Consider the following 20,073-nt stretch of genomic DNA (forward strand, 5'->3'; position numbering starts at 1 on the left):
CTGGTTGCTAGTTGCTAGGCGCTGGTTGCTGGTTAGCGCTTGCTGAACTGGAAGCTCTTACGGGCTTTGGGCTTACCGTACTTCTTACGTTCTACAACGCGGGCGTCGCGGGTTAGCAGCTTGTTGCTCTTTAGCGGGCTGCGGAAGTCTTCGTTCAACTTCACCAGCGCGCGGCTAATCGCCATCCGGATGGCTTCGGCCTGGCCTTTATAGCCACCACCGTCTACATTGACCTTCAGGTCGTAGATGCTGTTATCCACCTCGATGACGCGGAAGGGCTGAACGATCTTGCCCTGGACGTGCGTCTGGGGGAAGTAGTTCTTGTAATCCTTTCCGTTAACGGTGATATTACCCTTCCCCTGCATGAGGTAGACACGGGCGACGGCGGCCTTGCGACGGCCAATTGCATTAATTTGTTCCATTGTACTTCTACTTCAGTTCCTGGGGTTGCTGTGCGGTGTGGGGATGCTCGGGGCCGTTGTACACGTGCAGTTTCTTGTACTGAGCGCGGCCGAGTTTGGTCTTGGGCATCATGCCGCGGACGGCGTGTTCCAGGACGATTTCCGGCTTCCGGTCCATGATCTGGCGGGGCGTTGCCGCCCGCTGGCCGCCGGGGTAACCGGTGTGGCGCAGGTAAACTTTCTTGTTGAACTTCTGGCCCGTGAAACGGACTTTGTCGGCATTGATTACCACGACGTGGTCGCCGTTGTCGAAGTGGGGGGTGAAGTCGGGCTTGTGCTTGCCGCGCAGTACGCGCGCAATCTTCGTGGCCAGACGACCGACGATCTCGCCTTCGGCGTCGATCACGTGCCACTTCCGCTCCACGGTACTGGCGTTAGCCGACTGCGTCTTGTAGGATAAGGTATTCACTGGAAATACTTGATTTTAACTGATTTATCGCACCCGCAACACCGCCCCGGTGGAGACGCGATTACGAAAGCGGACGCAAAGGTAAGTTTATCCCCGGCGATTAACAAGCATATCGACACTTAATTTTCATCACGCACCCGTATAAGTCACTGAAAAACAGTCCGAATTTCGCACGGAACCATAATCGGCTACTATTCGGCCACTTTTTCCTCGCGCTCCCGGGGTAATGCGCGGCCGTCCGCCGCTTCGGCCAAATAACGGATCATCGCTTCCCGTAAATCACAGTGCAACTGCCAGGCACTGCTGGAGTCACGTGCGGACACCAAACACCGTATTTCCATGGCCACGTTATCGCTGTCGACCACCTGTACCGTAGGCTCGCTTTCCCCGTCGTACAGCTCATGATCCTTTAGCAATGCAGCGAACTTGTCGCGGACACGGTCGACATCGGTCCGAAAGTCGGCGTGCAGCACAATGGGCTTGAGCATATGCGGATCGTTCATGCTCCAGTTCTGGAAGGGATTAGTGATGAAGTATTTGAGGGGAATGATCAGTCGGCGGGCGTCCCAGGTTTTGATAACCAGGTAAGTGAAGCGAATTTCCTCGACGGTGCCGTACTCCCCTTCGAAGATCACGCTATCCCCGATCCGGGCGGGTTTGGTAATGGCGATCTGCAATCCGGCCATAATGTTACCCAGCGTAGGTTGGGCGGCGATACCCAGTAGAATGGTGGCCAGACCGGCGGACGCCAGCAGGCTCACCCCCAGGTTCTGCAGGGAAGGAAACTGGCTGGTAATGACGCCGATGCCGACGACGATCACCACAAATGTGATCACCCGCCGGGCCACGCTGATGGTGGTCAGCGTCCGCCGGCTTTCCATATTATCCTCGTCGCTGACGTCCTCCACCTGCGTTTCGGTCAGCCGCTCCATGACGTAATCAATAATGCGCATCACGAGCCAGGTCACGGTACCGACCACGACCACTAACAGTAAGGCATACAAGTACGGCGACCAGCCCCCCGCTATGCTGAGCAGGTTATTCATGCAGAGGTAGAAGATGAATATCGACAGCGCCAGGGCGGTAGGCGTCGCCACGTGATCGCTCAGATCGGTCAGCCATTCGCTGTCGCTCCGGTTGAGCAGCCGGTGCGTGATGGTCTTGATCAGTATAAACAGCAGATAGCACAGGAAAGCAAGTAGCACGACCGCCAGTACTTTCCAGAGCGAAATGCCCAGCACCACCTTGTCCGCCCATTCGGGCACGTTGCGGTCCAGCCAGGTAGGACCGAATTCGGCGTACAGCGCTTCGATGTTCTCTACCGTAGGCGCCGCGATCACCCAGATCGGTGCCCGCTCGCCTACCCGTACCCGCTGCAAATTGAGGGGAATATCCCGGTCACCCAGCCCGAGCCGACCAAAGGAGAGGAGGCGTCGGGGCTGCCCGGCAACCGCCTGCTTACCTGCTCCGGCTACGTTGACCTGCGCGTCGGCCCGGTCCGGCAGATCGTCCCAGGCCAGCGACACGCGCTGGGTCATGACGTAGTATAACTTTTCGGCCAGGATGGCTGCCTGCTCCTGCTGAACGCCCTGCGGCAACAGGTTTAAGTTTAGCACGTAGGCCGCCGCGGCAAAGTCGCCCTCCCGGCACGACAGGATAAAATGCTCGAGTGCGGCCTGCGGCGTACGCAGGTTGATGCGGGTCGGCCGCTCGGGAAGGTCGTCATTTAGCCGTTCGAGCTGGTAGTACGCCTCGTTGTATCCCCCCAGGGCCAGCGTATCGGGTGAACGCGCAGACTGCCCCGCCACCACGGAATCCTTGGTAGGCAAGGTATCGCCCGTTCCACGCTGGGCGGAGAGCAGGACGGGAAGCATAAGGAGTAAGTAGAAAAGTGGACGCATGCTAATCTACGTGGAGCGGGGAAGGATGTTTATCCGGCTTGCTGATCCGGCCGTTATTCGTCCAATAAGTTCGCTATCAGGGGCCTATCGTCCCTTAAGCCTTAGGGGATCGTGAACGTGAAGGTCGACCCGACCCCAATCTCGGAGCTTACCGAGATCGCTCCGCCCAGCGCCTCGACCAGGCGCTTGACGATACTCAGGCCGACGCCGTGCCCCTGGAGGATGTCTTCAGCATCCAGGGCGGTATGGAAAAGCCGGAAGATCGCATCCAGATGGTGCGCCGGAATACCACGCCCGTTATCCCGGACGTGAAACGTATAACCGCTGTCCTTATCAAACTCCCCGGAGATCTCTACGCGGCATTCCTTCTTGTCATTGAATCGAATAGCGTTACCGATCAGATTCTGGAAGATCTGCAACAGGGCGATCGAAGAGCTTTGTAATACTTCTACCGTACCCAGATATTCCACCGCGCAGGTATCGGCTATTTGGATGTGCCGGACCGCCCGCTCAATGGTATCGCGAAGATTCACCTCCTCGAAAGATACCTTTAGGGTATGCGCCGCCTTACTGTAGGTTAGTACGCCTTCAATCATGTAGGTGGCATCCGTGGCCCGCCGCTCGATCATCTTAACCAGCGACATGCCATCCTCGGGCAGAAGGTCATGGTAATCTTCCCGAAGCAATTCACCGGCCTGCCGGATGTTTCGCACGGGCGCCTTCAGGTCGTGCGCAATGACGTGGCTAAAATCGGTCAGCAGTTTGTAGGCCGATTCGCGTTCCCGCAAGAGCTTATTCCCGCGGTCCACGGCGCGGCGCAACTCGAATAGCCGTACGGCCTGGCGGGCCAGTTTTCTCAGGGCCGACAGCTGTAGTTCGTCCAGCTGATGGGGTTCGTGATCGATAACGCACAAGCTTCCCAGAGCATATCCACGCTGGGTGACCAGGGGCATTCCGGCGTAGAAGACAATGTTGGGATCATCCAGAACCAGCGGATTACTCCGGAATCGCTCGTCCGAACGGGCATCCTGAACGACCAGGGGTTGGTCGGGCTGGAGAATGGTGTGGGAACAGAAGGCTACGTCCCGGCTGGTTTCGTCCACGCCCAAATCCCAGCCAAACTGGGATTTAAACCACTGCCGATCTTTATCGATCAGGCTGATCAGGGAGACTTTAGCACCGCAAATTTGACTGGCCAGACTCGTCAGGTCGTCAAAGTCTTCATCTGGCAGGGTATCCAGAATATTGTACCGGCGCAATTCTTCTAACCGCTCCTGTTCGTTCTCTGGGTAAATCACTTGCACAAGTTAGAACAATTATATTGCTCGTCCGGGAACCCCTTATTCAGCGACCGGGTACTGCCGGTAGAAAAACCGAAAAGGTAGCCCCGGCATCGATATTTGAACGTACGGAAATCGTGCCTCCCAGATCACCCAGCAGGCGACGCACGATAGAAAGCCCCACACCGTGCCCACGGCGGTGATCGTCAACAGCGGAGTGAAATATCTGGAATATGGCTTCCAGGTGCTGCGGCGGGATCCCCGGTCCGTTATCGCCTACCGTGAAGTGGTAATTCCCTTGCTGGTCATGCCATCCATCGATTTTCACCCACCCGGCCTCCTTATCGTTAAACTTGACCGCGTTGCCGATCAGGTTTTGAAAAATATGCTTCAAAGCGATCGGCGAGGAGTGCACTTCCTCCACCGAGCCCACGTAGGCGATGTCGCAGCCCGGCCGCCCCACCTGATCGATCACTTCCCTCAGCAGTTGAGGTACCGAAATCCATTCCCTAGATATATCCATACTACGCGCGGCCTTGCTGTAACGAAGTACGCCGTCGATCATCCTAGCGGCGTCGGCCGCCCGCTCCTCGATCATGTGAAAAAGCTTGGCACCCTCCGGCGCCAGTTCCGTCAGGAAGTCTTCCCGCAATATCTCGCTCGCCTGACGAATGTTGCGAACCGGGGCCTTTAAATCGTGGGCGACAATATGACTGAAGTCCTTGAGCAATCCGTAGGCGTATTCCTTCTCCTGCAGCCGGGCCTGACTGACTTGTAGGGAGCGGTGTAGTTCCATCAACTTGATGGCCTGGGTACTTAGCCGGCGTAGCGCCCGCAACTGCCCCTCCGTCAGTGTCCGGGGCTTCAGATCCACTACACACAACGACCCCAGCGCGAAACCTTCCGACGAGCGCAGGGGAAAGCCGGCGTAAAAAACCGCGTGAGGATCACCGGCCACGAAGCGGTTGTTGCGGAAGCGATCGTCAGCGCGCATATCGGAAACGATCAACGGTCGATGCCTATCCAGGATGGTGTGCGCGCAAAAACCATCCTGCCGGTCTATTTGCCGACCCGGCACCTGATATCCGTGCTCGGCTTTGTACCATTGTCGGTCGGCATCCACGAGGGTAATCTGCGCGACCGGAGTCTGGCAAATTTCAGCCGCCAGGCTTACGAGATCGTTATACTCGTCCTCCGGCAGGGAATCCAGAATGTTGAATTCCCGCAAGTTGCGCAGCCGGTCTTCTTCGTCGGATGGAATCGGGACCATAATGCCGCGAAGGTACGGCCTAAGCGCGGTGCTGGTACCGCTGACCGGCGGTATGTACCCGTGATGCGGCGGTACGGGGAAAGCGTTTACTTGAGGAACGACCGCATCATCCACAGTTGCTTGTCGATCATGTCCCGGACGCTGATCAGCAAGTCCTGGGTGACAACGTCCGTCTCCCCGGTTTCGGCGATGCGTTCGCCCAGCCGGTTACTGATTTGCAAGTGGCGGGCCGACAGTAACTCGAGGGTTTCCTTATCGGCCACGAAGCCACCGGGCACGGCGGGAGACAGGTTAGCATTAGCCGCTACTTCCGCGGGGCGAGCGTCAGCCGGCTCGTCCAGCGCCAGTTTGCGCTCGGCCACTTCATCCATCTTACCGGCAATCGCCGTGTAGAATTCTTCATACAATTCATGCAAACTGATAAATAACGGGCCGGTCACGTTCCAGTGCATCTGGTGAATGGCGTGATACTGGTCGTCGAGTTCATACAGGGTAGCCTGCAATGCCTCCGCCGTGGGAGGAATAGTTAGTTCGGTGCTAGGTACGCGGTCGGCACCTTCGCTGGATGAATAACCGGTCTGGAGGGTCGCCGTGTCAGCCTGGGAATAACCGACGATGGGAAGGAGAAAGAGTAGAGGAAGGAAAATACGCATTACGATATCATTATAATGTTAGAAATCTCCTGTATACCGTCACCATACTAAAATGAAGTCACCTGACACCGGCAAGCGGGAGTCTGTGCACAACCCCAGCCGTACCCAGTAGGGTTTACGCCTAGATAATGTTATGTGGATTGCCCTCCTGCCTACCTACCATTGGGCGAAGCCAGCTCTTCAGGTGCCCTTTCCCGCGTACGTGGACCGGGAGATCGATTGACAAACCAGTAGAAGTACAGGCCTCCGAGGGCGTAAGCCAGGTAATCCAAAAGGTCACGGCTGAAGCCCTCCTCCAAGCGTGGAAAAACCTCTTCGAAAATCACCGCGAGCAGCAGCGTGGCCACGGCGGTCTCAAACCAGCTCAGCGCGGGCGCCCGCCAGATTAGCTGGCGCTCGTAGAGCCATAGACCGAGTAAGATCGTCGGGGCCAGGAAAGGATCGAGATAGCTGTCGATGATGGGCATACGAATGTCCAGCCCCCACTGTAGCGCCTGGTGCAGGGCAAAGACCACCACGGCGGCCCACCAGTATGGATTACGCAGTACGTTCACAGGACGGCAAAGAATGCGATGATGAGCCCCAATATGATCACGGGAGACAGTGCCAGCAAAACGATAACGCCCAGGAGCCGGACCCCGATCTTGGCCGCCCCCACCCAAAACGGATCCTCGGCGTTGATGGTGGCCAGGTTGTCCCACCAGCGGTAGGTTTCGGCGGCCTTATCCTTCAGCGAAACAGCGCCGGAGTCCGGTGCTTGGGGTTCATCCATACTCTCCAAAGGCCATAGTACACAGTGGGGTTCACCAGCTGTGGTGCAGACTCACTTGCAATTGTGCTTTATTCACCGCCACCGATGTCTGCCGCATCCAACCCAATTGCGTCCGCAGCCCGTCGGTGATGCCGTAGCCCAACCCGAGATACAGCCGGTTGCGGTCGAAGTACTGTACTCGTCTTCCGTCACCGATGTCCAGCTGACCGTTGATGAATAGCTCGTTGTAGAGCGCCAGGTTCAGCACCCCCTTCCCCATATCCTTGGCGTTCAGCGGCACGTTGACGAAAAGATTGTACCGGTAGCGGGTTCGCAAATCCTGATCCGCTACCCAGCGCTGCTCGTACCGCAGCCGGTGGGTCAGCAGAAAGCGGCCCCCGATCCGCTGCGGAAAGAGCGCCTCCTGGTACACGCGGCTTTCACCGGTCGTAGCGTCACTGTCGCCGTACGCCCCGCTCGTGATATTGGCGTAGCCGAGCGTAAAGGTGATGCCCGCGTCGGTTGGCGTATACGTTACGCCCGAGCGAAGCAGCAACTGCTCGAGGTCCCCCCCGAGGTTCCAGTTTCGGTACTGGGCATCGCCCTGGATGCCCCACTGACTGTTTCCGAATTTGTGGCTGTAGAAGTACATATACCACGCACCAAGCTTGTCTTCGTCGACGGATTGCGCGTTCAGCGATACACTAAAAAAAAGCAGGAAATACAGGGAATACTTCATAGGGCGGCGGTGCGCAGGTAGAAACAAATTTCGGAACGCGAACAAGATAAAGACCCACTCCCATTACCCCCCGTCAGCCATCCGAATCAACGTCACCTGTCCGCTGAGACCCGAAGGAGAAGGCGGCCAGGAACCCGCATCAAAGGGCTGGTAGGTAATGTCCACGAAGTTGATATCGTAAAAGTTTTTCCACTCCGGATGCTCGCGGTCGTAGCGGCGCAGGTAATTGGCCGAGAGGTTCTGTACCACGATCGTGAGCTCGTTTTCCTCACGGAGCAGATCAGCAGGCACGATCAATTCGTTCGGAAAGGCCCACATCGTACCGACCGACTTCCCGTTTATTATTGCTTCCGCCGTTTCGTACACTTCATCGATGTGGAGCCGGTACCCACCTGCACCGAGGGCGGCGGCATCCAGGGCAAAGGTCGTCGTATACGTCGCCTTCCCACTGAAGAAGGCCAGGTCATCGTCCCATTCCGTCCAAGACGTCAGGCTATCGCGGGTGTACGATGCTTGCAGCTCCAAACCGGTAGTGTCGCGGAAGGTGACCCTCCAGAGACCGCCGATGGCAAAGGTATCGGTCGCCGCTAGGGGGATGGCGGTATCCGCGGACGGGGCGGATATGCCGGTTTCCACCAGCATGGATTTACCGGGCGGCAGCTCCAGGTAGAAGCTGTCCTGGGTAGCGACGGTTTCCACCACACCGGTCAGGGGGTCGGTCAACCGTACGCGTTGGTAGTCCCCGGACAAGGAGACGTAGCCCCGGTCAAACCGCCCCGTCAGGTTGGTAAGGAAGTACCGCTTTCCGGATTCCGTAGACTTCCGGATGAAGTCGATGCCCATCGTCCGAATAGCCTCGTTCGCTATCCCCGCTTCCTCGAGTGCGGCCGCCACGTCCGACACCGCGGTCAATCCGGCTAAGCGACGGGCCGGGATCTTACCCCCACCTAAGCCGGGGTACTGCGTAGGCAGGCGATCCTGAAAAATTATGGGCACCCCCTTTCGCCGGAGGGCGAGCAGCCGGTCCAGCGTAGCCGCCGGAAGATAAGTCGTTGCCGGCACCAGGATGCCGCGGTAGGTATTGGCTCCCCGGAGCGACACGGTCCCTCCCCCGCCGACCGTCAGGGCCTGCAATTGCCGGTCGGAAAGGTAGTCGAAGGCGTAGCCCCGGGCCAGCAGATCGGCGGCCGTCCGTCCGAAGGGCGTAGCCTCGAACCAGTCCTCGCTGTGGTGGACATCCAATTGCAGCAGGATATCGTCGTCGGCGGTCGACCAAAGGTCGTGGATAGGAAAGTAGACCAGCAGGTCGTTGTCCGGAGCAGCGGATTGGAGAGCCGACTGGCAGCGTTCGATGTAGCTGTTTAACAGGGGCAGTTCATTGTAGAAGTGAGCCGTAGGCCCGAAATTGGTGGAAGCGTAAAACAGCCAGCCGGGGTAGCCGGCATCCAGGGGCGAGTACGTGGTGCCGTGGTAAAAGACGTGATTCACGCCGCCCACGAACAGCTGGTCGATGTGGGGCTTCACCTGCCGCAGTGACACGCGGAAGTGGTTACCTAGCCAGGTACCGGTCTCGGAACTGACGAGTGGTTTCCCGTAGAGGTGCGCCGGCGAGGAAGCAAACTTCGTCATCAGGATACTGGGCCGGCCAAAGGTTTCCGGCTCGAAATCCGGGTCACACGCGAGTCCGGGAATGCCAAATTCCGCGCAGCCGAAGGATTCCGTCTCCGGGACACTCGCCAGCGCGTACAGATCCAGGATATTGCCCGGGGAACCGTGCGCCTGGTAGCGGGTCAGCCAGCCATGCTCTTCGCCGTACGCCGTCCAGGTTCTGGCAAAAGCCTCGTAAAGCAGTTCATCCAGAGTAGCGCGGATATCGTGGAGGAAGGGCCCGCGGTCGCGGTGGTAGGTATCGCTAAGCAGCGGCAGGCTGGCGCGCGGATCGTATCCCCGCTGCCGCCGGAATGCCCGGGCGAAGTCCTCCGTCCACTGAGCGCCGTATACTTCGTAACTATCGTGGTAGATAGCCCGTACACCGGGCGGGGAAGGCATTCGGGCAAACACCGAGTCAAAGTGGGCGAGGTACGTTTCGACGTCGGATCGATCGAAGTAATCGACCACCAGGCCTTCACCACCCGGCGCGGCGCGTTTGACCTGCTGACTCGTAGGGCGGACACCGAAGATGACGGCACGCCAATCGCCGTCGGGTACGGTCCAGCCCTCGCCACCGGTACGGAGGTAGGGAGATAGATTGTACTGTCGGCGGCCATCGGTGACGAAGATCGCTTCCACCGCCTGCAGGTCGAGTTCGGAAGCGATGGCTTTTGCATCCGCCCGGAAGGCATCTCCGCTTACCAGGGCCAGGGTATCGATCACGATGCGCCGGGCACCCTCGTCGGCATCTACCCAGGGGCCGCCGAAGGGCCAGCCGGTGCCGAGGGTCATATCCACGCCCATATTGAGCTTGTCGGCCTCATCGACCGTATAGACCGCCATCTCCAACCACGATTCGGACAGGAAGGGCAAAAACTGCTCTTCGTAACCCTTCGCTCCGTAAATGGGAATGATGTGGACGCCGCCGAGACCGGACTCGGCGAACAGCGTCAGTTGCCGCTTGATCTCCGTTTTATTTACGGCACTGCCCATCCACCACCAGTACGTCCAGGGGCGGGCGGTGCGGCCGGTCGCCTGGGCATCCAGGCCGGCGGAGAATAAGCAGAGTAAAAGCAGCAGGGCTGGCCAGGAGCGCACCGTCATTTTTGTAATCCTTGTAGGTAAAGCTGAAAATCAAGTCGGTCGGCATCGGGTAACACGGTCGCTTGCAAGCGGTCACCCAGTATCATCATCTCCTTTTGCGCCGCGGAGTAAACCGGCCAGCGGGGCATGCCCACCGCGTTCGGGTTCCCGTGCTTCACGAAGTTGACCCAGTAGGTGAGCATGCTGCGGGAAAGTTCATAATCGACTGACGTCCACGGGCGGTCCGATTGATCCAGGTTACCGTAAGCGTAGGGAACTTCGCCGGTATGAAAGGCGCCGTAGTCCCCGTACTTCCCTTCGCCGGGTACCCGGCGCGTAAAGCGATATAGATAGACGGGGCGGGCGGCGTAGCCCGCGTGCAGATTGGCCCAGGTATAATTCTGTATACCGAAGAGCGCATCACGCGCCGCGTCCTGCTGCGAGCGCCGGGCAATGCTGTCGTTGGTGGCCGGGTAGTACGTCAGGTAATTTTCCGCTTGCTCCCCATAACGTTCCTCCACCTGGCTACGGTAGGTCTGCGCGTCGCTTATCCCGCTGGGCCCCAACCCCTCGTTCTCATTCCAGCCCGTGAGCAGGTTCACGCTGCGTCCGCGTTCGCTACCGAGCAGTTCGGCCACCGGCAGGGGGAGTACGTAGCCGTCAACGATCGGGCGGGGTTGGGGTACGGGCGCAGCCAGAATCGTCGCGGCGTCGAGTTTCCTTAGTTCCGCCAGGCTCCGGACGCCAAGCGTATCGGCGAAGTGCCGGCCGGCCTCCTCGGCGGCGGCCAGATCGAGTGTCTCCCAGGTGATGAGGGCTCCGCTTTCCGCGATCGCGCGCTGGAACAGGCCCTCCGCCAGCGGAGACGCCACGAGCGCGCTGACACTGCCCGCCCCGGCCGACTGCCCGGCAATGGTGATGCGATCCGGGTCGCCGCCGAATGCGGCGATGTTGTCCCGCACCCAATGCAGCGCAGCGATCTGGTCCAGCAGTCCGTAATTCCCCGAGCTACCGTAGGCGGCCTCGGCGCTCAGTTCCGGATGAGCCAGGAATCCGAAGGGGCCTACCCGGTAGTTGATGCTGACGAAGACGACGCCCTCCCGCGCCATGGCCTCGCCGTCGTAGACGGGCACGGCGCTGCCCCCGCTATTGAATCCACCACCGTAAATCCATACGAGCACGGGTTGCTGCTCCGCCCGCGCCTCCGCCCATACGTTCAGGTAGAGGCAGTCTTCGCTGATGGGCTCCTTGGGGATGATGAATTCCTCACTCCACATGCTGAAGGGAGCGGGCGATCGCTGTACCGGACTGGCGGCGAAAGTGGTACAGATCTTGGTGCCGGTCCAGGCTTCCGGGGGCTGGGGCGCGCGCCACCGCAGGCTGTCTACGGGAGGGCGGGCGAAGGGGATTCCTCGATAAATATGGACGATTTCGTCCGCCGTAGTCTCTCCGACTACCCGGCCGAAGTGGGTTTCGGCCGCCGGCTGAGCAAATAAGGTCAGGGAAACCACCCACAATATGGCGGGGAGGAAACAGGCGCGAAAACGGCCTAACGGACACTTGTGCATGATCAACGGGCTTTGCCCGCTAACCTAACCATATTTCCCGATTGCCCCGCGGAGACTCCCTGGCCGGGCTTAGTTTAGTCGAATTTCACTACGAATTTCTTCGTCCAGGAAGGTACGTCGGAACCATTTTCGTAGATAATGATGCGCGTGGTATCCGTCGGTTGATCGGGGTTCGGGTTCACGTAGCCGGTGGAGTCCGGGGGGTTGACGATGGGACCATCCCGTTCCTGGCCGTGCCAACGATCGCTTAGATTTAATCGCATTTCCATATCAGCAATCGCCTTCCCTTCAGCAGTATACTCAGCCGACCAAGTGGCCCGATCAAAGCTAATTTGTTTCCACTCTTTGCTTTGGATACCTATGAGAGACCAGTTCGGTCCGCTGATGCGCACCCGCACGGTCGTGGACATCGGGAGCTCCGCGCGAACGGAGTATGCCCCCGACCCAAACTCCATGACACCGGGTTGAAGAGCGTTGGGTCCGTATTCACCCTGGGCGGGATAGGCGATCGTGTCGGTATGCACGAAATCGGTGTTCTCCAGAAAGTGCTCTACGTGGGCTTCAAAATCGCCGACGGTGGCTTCGAGCCCGAGCTCATCCAGGCGCTCTTCCAGGTGCTGACGCACGGCCGGCAGGTCGAGGGCTACGGCGTTATTCACCAGGGTACTGCCCAGGCGGTCGCTGTTCAGCACCCCGTCTTCCCGTAAGTCCGTGCTCAGGTTGGCCACTAACTCCGAAAGGTCGGCTACGCTCTGGTATCCCTGCAGGATGACGGACATGGCCAGCAGCCGGGCGTTTTCGTCTCCCCCCTTGGTGATGTCCAGCAACTCGGATTTGGCCACGCCATCGTTGGTCATTTCGAAGATGTCCATAATCTCCCGCTGGGCCTGCAGCTTGGCCAGGCCGAACTTGCCGCCGCGGGAGACGAGGTAATCCACCCGGGCCCGTTCCAGGGTAGTGAGCAGATTCACGTTGAGCGATGCGTAGTCCTCCAGATTACTGAGGGCGTAGAGGGTAAGCTGGGCGGCGGAGTTTTCGCCGGTCACTTCGTTGTAGTAAAAGCCGTCCGCCTTCAGCTGCACGTAGGGTGATACGAGTTCGACGTTGCGGACCTCAAAGGTGCCCCGGTTGTCGACGATCTGGGTCTGAAAGTTTTTGCCGGTCGGGGCCAGCTGGCCGTCCAGCTCGACGAGTTGGATGGAGGTGCCGTTCAGATACGGCCCCTTCTGGACGTAGCCGCCGACCCGATCGTAGCGGATGGTATCGACTGCTGGTTCCGGGTTCGGTTCGGGTTCGGGTTCAACCACGACGGCGGGTTCAATGACTTCCTTTTCGCAGGAGATTGCGACGAGCAGCAGCAGAAGCACGCCGAAGTAGGAAAGAATACGCATGAATAGGCTTGGGTTAGGCAAAATGACGGGATGGCTTCCCCCGCTATAGCGAGTATGAAGGATCCGATGGTCATACCAGCAACGTTGCCGCGGACGGGCACATTACCTTTCCGGCGGAACTTAAGGCACTTTACCTGCGCCCCGCCGCCGCTATGTTCCGTATGTTGCCGGGCCCTATTCCCGCTTACTATGCGCCTGCTTCTTCTACTGCTCGTTTTCGGTCTTTTCGTTACCAGCCTGTCCGCCCAGGACGACGTCTACGTGTTCTCCTATTTCCAGGGTAACGGCGAGGACGGGCTGCATTTAGCCTACAGCGAAGACGGGCTGAACTGGACGCCGATCAACGGCAACCGACCCGTCCTTACGCCCTACGTCGGAGAGGACAAACTGATGCGGGACCCGTGCATCATTCGCGGGGGCGACGGCGAGTTTCATATGGTATGGACCGTCAGCTGGCACGAGCGCGGCATCGGCTACGCCCACTCCCCCGACCTGATCCACTGGTCCGACCAACGCTTCCTGCCGGTGATGGAGCACGAGCCCGAAGCGCAGAACAGCTGGGCGCCTGAAATCACCTACGATAAGGCCACCCAGAAATACATGATCTACTGGGCCACGACCATCCCGGGGCGCTACCCCGAGACGGACAGCAGCGGCGATAATGGCCTCAACCACCGGATGTACTATACGCTTACCGCAGACTTTTGGGAATTCACACCCACGGAGGTCCTCTACGATCACGGCTTCAATGTAATCGACGCTACGATCCAGCCGACCGCGGACGGCTACGTGATGTTTCTGAAGGACGAAACCAAGCACCCGGCAGCGGAGAAGAACATCCGCATCGCTACGGCAGACCGGCTACCGGGGCCTTACACACCGGCCGGGGATCCCATTACCGGGCACTGGGTAGAGGGGCCGACCGTCACTAAGGTCGACGGCGCCTGGACGGTCTACTTCGATCGCTATACCGACCACGAGATGGGCGCCGTGCAGTCCACGGACCTGGAAAGCTGGACCGATATGTCGGAGCAACTGAGCTTCCCGGAGGGAACGCGGCACGGGACGGTGTTTCGAATTTCGAAGGATGAATTGTCCCGACTGCTGAAGGCTTTCCCTTAGCGGGGTAACATTTATACCCGGCGGCAAGACGTCCGGCGCCGGACGGTATAAGCATACGCTACGAGGAAAGTGGCGGCCAGGTAAGGATAACCGGCCCAGTCACCGAGAAAGTAGGCCGAGGTGAGTATGAGGGCGGCGAAGGCCAGTGCCTGGGGCATAGTAAGTTGACGCATCATATCGTTTTGGCCGAAGCTAGCAGCGTCCGTCTGGATCACGGAGCTTCTTCGACCAGGCTATGGCTGCCTTCTACGAATGGCATGCTCTACCCTGTTCCGTCGCCTGCTATCTCCATATCCAGCAACACGCCACTCATACATTTGCCGTGGGTGTCCGCGGTCAGGGAGGTCGTCACGCCCCCCTGTAGCGCGCCCTCGCACACGAAGAGCAGGGCGTGGATATTGGGCATTTCGTAGCGCCGAATTTCACCGTGAACGCTGTTGCTGAGGTGGGCAGCCACTCGATCGACGGATGCCTCCCGGCTTATCCATTCGTAGTCCGCCGAATCGAAGGGGATCAGGCTGAGCGTGAGGGTATTTCCTTTGTCCCCGGCGCGGGAATGGGCGATGTCGTAGAGCTTCATGCGCGAAAGATTTCAAGTGACGGGTGAATGCGTTTCCGATCGAGTAGCACGGATACGATGCCGACCATTTGGGTCACCGTTTTACGGGCACCCCCGCCGCCCCACGGGCCATTGGTGTAGAGGGCTTCGACCTCCTCCCCTACCCTGGCGGCGATTTCCCTGGTTGTCGCCGAGCCCGAGACCCGAACGCGAGCCTCCCGCGGATCGGTCGACTGCCCCGCCGCCAAATGGACGGAATCCACCCCGACGATATCCACCCGGACATGGTCCAACTCTCCCTGAAGTCGTTCGGCCACGATCTCCCCGGCCAGTCGGGCCCGGGATTCCGCCCCGGGGCCGGCGTAGCTGATCTCCCCCTCGCCACGGTAGCCGGCCCGGTACCCGACGCTGGCCTTCAGGGTGTCGGGGCGTTCGACGCCGGTCCCTCCGTACACGGAGACAATATCCGTATCGTCCGCCTGTAAGTGAACGGTTGTAAAATCGGCGGCCACGTCTGGAGTCAGATAGGCGTGGGGGTCTACCACTTCGTAGAGCAGCTGTTCCTTGGCCGTTCGCAGATCGATGCGCCCCCCGGTGCCCGCGATTTTACTGATGGTGGCCGAGCCGTCCGCTGCCACCTCCGCGATCGGAAAGCCGAGACGGGCGGGGTCCGGCACCGCTTTCCGGTCGCCGTCCATAAAGTAGCCCCCACAAATTTGCGCGCCACACTCGAGCAAATGTCCGATGACCGTCCCCTGCCCTAAGGTAGCGTAATCCCCTACCGACCATCCGAAAGCGTGCACCATCGGGGCCAGGAAGAGCGAAGGATCGGCGACCCGCCCGGTGACGATCACCTCGGCACCGCTTTCCAGCGCGGGCAGCAGGGCATCGATGCCGAGGTAAGCATTGGCGGAGATGATGTCGCCATAGTCAGACAGCGGGCGACCGGTCTCCATAGTCGGCATGGCCGGATCAATTTGCTCCAGCACATCGTCGCCGAATACGGCGGCCACGGTGATCGATATGCCCTTCCGCTTCGCCAGTTCGGCGATTTTACGTGCTGCCGCGACCGGGTTGGCCGCTCCAAAATTGCTGATCAGGCGCACGCCGTGTTCCTTGATGACCGGAAGCAAGGACTCCATACGCCGTTCCAGCAGCGGGTCAAATCCGGTGGATGGATCCTGAAGTTTACGCTGCTGCGCCAGGGCGATGGTGCGCTCGGCGAGGCATTCCAGCACGAGGTAGTCGAGCTTACCCTCCCGGGCGAGTAGCACGGCCGGTTCCAGTCGGTCACCCGAAAACCCGGCTCCACCGCCGATTCGAATCTTCTGCATCTTTACATACTTACCGCCCCGATGAGGAGCGCGACAAAGAGAATAATCAGCGTAACCAGAAATGCCAGCGGTATGGTCCGGCGCTGGTGATCGCCCAGGTCCACGCCCGCCAGGCCGACCAGTAAGTAGGTCGACCCGGTGAGTGGGCTTACGGGAAAGCCCGTTGTCATCTGCCCCATGATGGCGGCGCGGCCTACTTCCAGACCGTCGGCCCCGAACTGCTCGGCCGTGCTGCTGAGCAGCGGAAGAATGCCGAAGTAGAAAGAATCCGGGTCGAAGAGCAAACTGGCGGGCATGCTCACCAGCCCAGTGATCAGGGCCAGCCGCTCACCCACCGACGCGGGCAACAATTCCACCGAGGCATCCGCCATGGCCGCGATCATACCGGATGACTTCAGGATGCCCGTAAAGCATCCCGCCGCAAAAAGGATACTGGCCATCAGCAGGGCAGCCTTAGCGTGGGCATCGATGCGCTTGCGTTGCTCCGCCAGGTCCGGGTAGTTCACCGTCAGCCCGATCACGAAGGCACCGATGAAGACGATGTGCGGCGGCAGGGCGGCGGAGATCAGCAGGGCCACCGCGGCGACGATCAGCAGGCCGTTGAACCATAGGCGGTCGGGCCGGCGGTAGGCCGCTACCTCCTCCTCCGGGACCGGTTCGCGACTAAGCTCGACGGAAGTATCGACAGCCAGTCGTTTCCCTTCCCGCTTCCCCAGCCACCACGCTATGACCAGGACCGATGCCAGACCCACCAGCACCGGGATCAGGATCGGGTTGAAGAGTTCCGTGACGGGCACCTCCAGTGCCGTAGCCGCGCGAATGGTGGGCCCGCCCCACGGCAGGATATTCATGGTGCCGGCACCGAGGGCCACGACGGTGGCCAGGGTCGTACGCCGCATCCCGAGCGCATCGTAAAGCGGCAGCATGGCCGGAACCGTGACCAGAAAGGTTACCGCGCCCGAGCCATCCAGGTGAACGAGCATGGCCAGCAGGGCGGAGACCACCGTCACCCTTGCCGGATCGTTGCCGGCGGCCCGCAACAGTCGCTTGATCACCGGTTCGAAGGTGCCGGCGTCGGTCATGATCCCGAAGAAGAGAATGGCGAAGATGAACATCACCGCCGTAGGTGCGATCGTGACGATCCCGTCGGTAATGAAGGCCGAAATCTCCCACCCGAATCCACCCAATAAGGCCGTGATGACCGGCACCGCTACGAGGGCCACCACGGGTGACAGCGTCTTGCTGATGATCAACAGAAGCAACAATCCTATCGTGAGGAGTCCGAGTAAGGCTAGCATAACCGCGGGGGGAAGATACATCCCCGGCGGGGACAAGCAAAAAGCGCCCGGCAGCCATAGGCTACCGGGCGCTTTATCTATTTGGCAATGACGGGTTCTAATCGCGATCGCGTCCGCCACGGCGTCCGCCGCCACGGCGATCGCCCCGGTCACCGCGGTCACGGCCACCACCGCCACTGCGGCGTTCCTTACCCCGTGACTTCGCGGCCTTGCGCTCTTCCTCGAGTTCCTCGTCGGTAGGAATGGTTCCGTCGGCCCGCGGCATGATGGCTTTCCGGCTTAGTCGCAGCTTTCCGGTGCGCTCGTCGATATCGACGATCTTGAATTTCACCTTGTCGCCTTCGCTGAACTCGTCCTCGACGCTTTCAATGCGGCTGTGGCTCATCTCGCTAACGTGCAGGAGACCGTCGCGGCCACCCTCGAAGCCAACGAAAACGCCGTAGGGCATGATCGTCTTCACGGTGCCTTCGTAGGTCTCGCCTACCTCGGGCGTGAAGGTAATCTTCTTGATCCGGGCGACGGCGTCCTCGATGGCCGCCTTGTCGGAGCTGGCGATGGACACGTGTCCCTTACCGTCGATCTCGTCGATGTTGATGTTGGTACCGGTGAGCTCCTGCAGTTCCTGGATGATCTTACCACCGGGTCCGATAACGGCACCGATGTAGCTCTTCTCGATGATGAGCTTGACAATCCGGGGAGCGTGCGGCTTGATATCGTCGCGGGGCTCGCTAAGGGTCTTGTCCATTTCACCGAGGATGTGCAGGCGACCAACGCGGGCCTGTTCGAGGGCCTGTTCCAGCTGCTCGTAGGGGAGTCCGTCAATCTTAATGTCCATCTGGCAGGCCGTAATGCCTTTGCTGGTACCGGTGACTTTGAAGTCCATATCGCCCAGGGCGTCCTCGTCGCCGAGGATGTCGCTCAGGATGGCGATTTTAGAACCTTCCGCCACCATGCCCATAGCGATACCGGCTACGGGGCGTTTGATCTGCACGCCGCCGTCCATCAGGGCGAGCGATCCGGCGCAGACGGTAGCCATCGAGCTCGATCCATTCGATTCCAGGATATCGGAAACCAGGCGGATGGTGTGGGTCATATCGTCCGGCAGTACCTGACGAATGGAACGGCCCGCCAGGTTGGCGTGGCCTACCTCGCGGCGGCCGGGGCCGCGCATAGGCTTCGTTTCCCCTACCGAGAAGGCCGGGAAGTTGTAGTGCAGGATGAAGTTATCGTAGCTGTTCTCGAAGGCAATATCGACCATGGCCTGGTCGGTCTTCGTTCCCAGCGTAAGACTGGTCAGCGACTGCGTCTCTCCGCGGTTGAAGATGGCCGAACCGTGGGCGGAGGGCAGGTAGTCCACTTCCGTCCAGATAGAGCGGACCTCGTCGAAGGCACGGCCGTCGAGGCGCTTCTTCTCGTCCAGCATCATATTGCGGATAAGCTTCTTCTGGCTATTATCGTAGGCGGCGCTGACGTCGTCCTTGTTCTCGGCCATCCACTCCTCGCCTTTCTCGGCCAGGGCGACTTCCTTGAAGTTGTCCTTCACTTCCTTGAAGGACTTCTTACGGGTAGCCTTGTCCGAAGCGGAACCGGCGACGCGCAGAATTTCGCTCTTGATGGAGCTTTCGACGTAGCTCAGGATGTCGGCGTCGATCTCGTGGACCTCCACTTCGCGGGTGGTAGCTTTATCACCCACCATCTCCTTCAGTTTCAGCTGGGCGTCGCACATCGTCTTGATGGCTTCGTGACCGGCTTTGAGGGCACCGAGAATGGCACTCTCCTCGACCTCTTTGCCTTCGCCTTCCACCATCATGATGTTGTCCTTATCGGCGGCGACGATGAGGTCCAGGTCGGCCTCGGCCAGCTTGCTGCGGTCGGGGTTAATGACGTATTCGCCGTTGATGCGGGCGACGCGGCACTCGCTGATCGGTCCTTCGAAGGGAATATCCGAGCAGGTGAGGGCGGCCGAAGCGGCCAGACCGGCCAGGGCATCGGGCATTACCTCGGGATCGAGGCTGATTAGGTTGATGATGATCTGCGTATCGAACATATATCCCTTCGGGAAGAGGGGACGGATGGCGCGGTCGACGAGGCGCGAGATGAGGATCTCGTAGTCGTTCAGGCGTGCCTCCCGGCGGAAGAAGTTACCGGGGATACGACCGGCGGCCGCGAATTTCTCCTGGTAATCAACGCTGAGGGGGAAGAAGCTCTGCCCTTCCCGGACGCTGGTGCTGGAAACGGCGGAGCAGAAAAGCATGGTGTCACCACACTTAACGACGACCGATCCGTCGGCCTGCGTGGCCAGCTTTCCGGTCTCGATGGTGACCTCCCGCCCGTTGGGCAGCTCGAAGTTCACCGACATTGGGGTTTGATTACCCATTATTGATTGGACTTTAAAATGATAATATGCGTTCGTTCGTCCCTGCGCGCAGGGGCGTTGACACAAAAAGCCTAACGGGGAAGGGAAGGGGGCGGCGGAGCGCAGGTAAAAAACCGATTCCAGCCACAGAGAGCGGAATCAATCCGCTACATTTTCTTTCAATCCCGCCGGGGGTCGCTGAAGACCGACGGATACCGCGCGGTCGCGGCAGTTCATATAGTCAATTT

The 20,073-nt window shown here is 59.7% G+C and carries 18 protein-coding genes; 1 reads left to right on the forward strand and 17 read right to left on the reverse strand.

Going from position 1 to position 20,073, the window contains the following annotated elements; translation table 11 throughout:
- Window positions 1–32: 32 nt before the first annotated feature.
- The 12 genes from rpsI to DRW39_RS13470 all read right to left on the reverse strand — a co-directional run bounded on the left by rpsI (window position 33) and on the right by DRW39_RS13470 (window position 13,156).
- Window positions 33–422, reverse strand: coding sequence for a 30S ribosomal protein S9 (rpsI, locus tag DRW39_RS13415; RefSeq protein WP_116107564.1), 390 nt, complete (start codon window positions 420–422; stop codon window positions 33–35).
- A 7-nt stretch (window positions 423–429) separates the two neighbouring features.
- A complete protein-coding gene (gene rplM, locus DRW39_RS13420; RefSeq protein ID WP_116107565.1) occupies window positions 430–870 on the reverse strand; it encodes a 50S ribosomal protein L13 in 441 nt (146 codons plus the stop codon).
- Between the two features lie 191 nt (window positions 871–1,061).
- A complete protein-coding gene (locus tag DRW39_RS13425; RefSeq protein WP_198664884.1) occupies window positions 1,062–2,744 on the reverse strand; it encodes a mechanosensitive ion channel family protein in 1,683 nt (560 codons plus the stop codon).
- A 128-nt stretch (window positions 2,745–2,872) separates the two neighbouring features.
- Window positions 2,873–4,069 carry a sensor histidine kinase gene (locus tag DRW39_RS13430; RefSeq protein WP_198664885.1) on the reverse strand — a complete coding sequence of 399 codons (1,197 nt, stop codon included), beginning with the start codon at window positions 4,067–4,069 and terminating at the stop codon, window positions 2,873–2,875.
- Window positions 4,070–4,115: 46 nt separating this feature from the next.
- Window positions 4,116–5,321, reverse strand: a complete 1,206-nt coding sequence (locus DRW39_RS13435) for a sensor histidine kinase (protein ID WP_116107568.1) — start codon at window positions 5,319–5,321, stop codon at window positions 4,116–4,118.
- 86 nt (window positions 5,322–5,407) lie between these two features.
- Window positions 5,408–5,974 carry a Dps family protein gene (locus DRW39_RS13440; RefSeq protein WP_116107569.1) on the reverse strand — a complete coding sequence of 189 codons (567 nt, stop codon included), beginning with the start codon at window positions 5,972–5,974 and terminating at the stop codon, window positions 5,408–5,410.
- 152 nt (window positions 5,975–6,126) lie between these two features.
- Window positions 6,127–6,528, reverse strand: a complete 402-nt coding sequence (locus DRW39_RS13445; protein WP_116107570.1) for a hypothetical protein — start codon at window positions 6,526–6,528, stop codon at window positions 6,127–6,129.
- Window positions 6,525–6,746 carry a hypothetical protein gene (locus DRW39_RS13450; RefSeq protein ID WP_116107571.1) on the reverse strand — a complete coding sequence of 74 codons (222 nt, stop codon included), beginning with the start codon at window positions 6,744–6,746 and terminating at the stop codon, window positions 6,525–6,527. The genes DRW39_RS13445 and DRW39_RS13450 overlap by 4 nt, the downstream gene beginning before the upstream one ends.
- A 31-nt stretch (window positions 6,747–6,777) precedes the next feature.
- Window positions 6,778–7,464: a DUF2490 domain-containing protein gene (locus tag DRW39_RS13455; protein WP_116107572.1), complete on the reverse strand. Its 687-nt coding sequence runs from the start codon at window positions 7,462–7,464 to the stop codon at window positions 6,778–6,780.
- A 63-nt stretch (window positions 7,465–7,527) separates the two neighbouring features.
- Entirely contained in the window at window positions 7,528–10,212 is a 2,685-nt protein-coding gene (locus DRW39_RS13460) for a glycosyl hydrolase (RefSeq protein WP_198664886.1), read from the reverse strand.
- Window positions 10,213–10,214: 2 nt separating this feature from the next.
- The gene (locus DRW39_RS13465) at window positions 10,215–11,765 is read right to left on the reverse strand and encodes a carboxylesterase/lipase family protein (RefSeq protein ID WP_157976104.1); all 1,551 of its coding nucleotides are present in this window, start codon (window positions 11,763–11,765) and stop codon (window positions 10,215–10,217) included.
- Window positions 11,766–11,839: 74 nt separating this feature from the next.
- Window positions 11,840–13,156 (reverse strand): hypothetical protein, encoded by a 1,317-nt coding sequence (locus tag DRW39_RS13470; RefSeq protein ID WP_116107575.1) that lies wholly within the window; start codon window positions 13,154–13,156, stop codon window positions 11,840–11,842.
- A 189-nt stretch (window positions 13,157–13,345) separates the two neighbouring features.
- On the opposite strand from DRW39_RS13470, the gene DRW39_RS13475 reads away from it, so the two are divergent.
- Complete coding sequence (locus DRW39_RS13475; protein WP_116107576.1) at window positions 13,346–14,278, forward strand: glycoside hydrolase family 43 protein; 933 nt, start codon at window positions 13,346–13,348, stop codon at window positions 14,276–14,278.
- An 11-nt stretch (window positions 14,279–14,289) separates the two neighbouring features.
- Here DRW39_RS13475 and DRW39_RS22275 read toward each other — a convergent pair whose 3' ends face one another.
- The 5 genes from DRW39_RS22275 to pnp all read right to left on the reverse strand — a co-directional run bounded on the left by DRW39_RS22275 (window position 14,290) and on the right by pnp (window position 19,846).
- The gene (locus DRW39_RS22275) at window positions 14,290–14,451 is read right to left on the reverse strand and encodes a hypothetical protein (protein ID WP_157976105.1); all 162 of its coding nucleotides are present in this window, start codon (window positions 14,449–14,451) and stop codon (window positions 14,290–14,292) included.
- Between the two features lie 89 nt (window positions 14,452–14,540).
- Window positions 14,541–14,858: a hypothetical protein gene (locus DRW39_RS13480; protein ID WP_116107577.1), complete on the reverse strand. Its 318-nt coding sequence runs from the start codon at window positions 14,856–14,858 to the stop codon at window positions 14,541–14,543.
- Window positions 14,855–16,171, reverse strand: coding sequence for an acyclic terpene utilization AtuA family protein (locus tag DRW39_RS13485; RefSeq protein ID WP_116107578.1), 1,317 nt, complete (start codon window positions 16,169–16,171; stop codon window positions 14,855–14,857). Before DRW39_RS13485 ends, DRW39_RS13480 begins: the two co-directional genes overlap by 4 nt.
- 2 nt (window positions 16,172–16,173) lie before the next feature.
- A complete protein-coding gene (locus tag DRW39_RS13490) occupies window positions 16,174–17,469 on the reverse strand; it encodes a CitMHS family transporter (RefSeq protein ID WP_116107579.1) in 1,296 nt (431 codons plus the stop codon).
- 97 nt (window positions 17,470–17,566) lie between these two features.
- The gene (gene pnp, locus DRW39_RS13495) at window positions 17,567–19,846 is read right to left on the reverse strand and encodes a polyribonucleotide nucleotidyltransferase (RefSeq protein ID WP_116107580.1); all 2,280 of its coding nucleotides are present in this window, start codon (window positions 19,844–19,846) and stop codon (window positions 17,567–17,569) included.
- Window positions 19,847–20,073 lie beyond the last annotated feature (227 nt).

The sequence above is a fragment of the Lewinella sp. IMCC34191 genome (assembly GCF_003390935.1).
In the GTDB taxonomy this organism is placed as follows: Bacteria; Bacteroidota; Bacteroidia; order Chitinophagales; family Saprospiraceae; genus Neolewinella.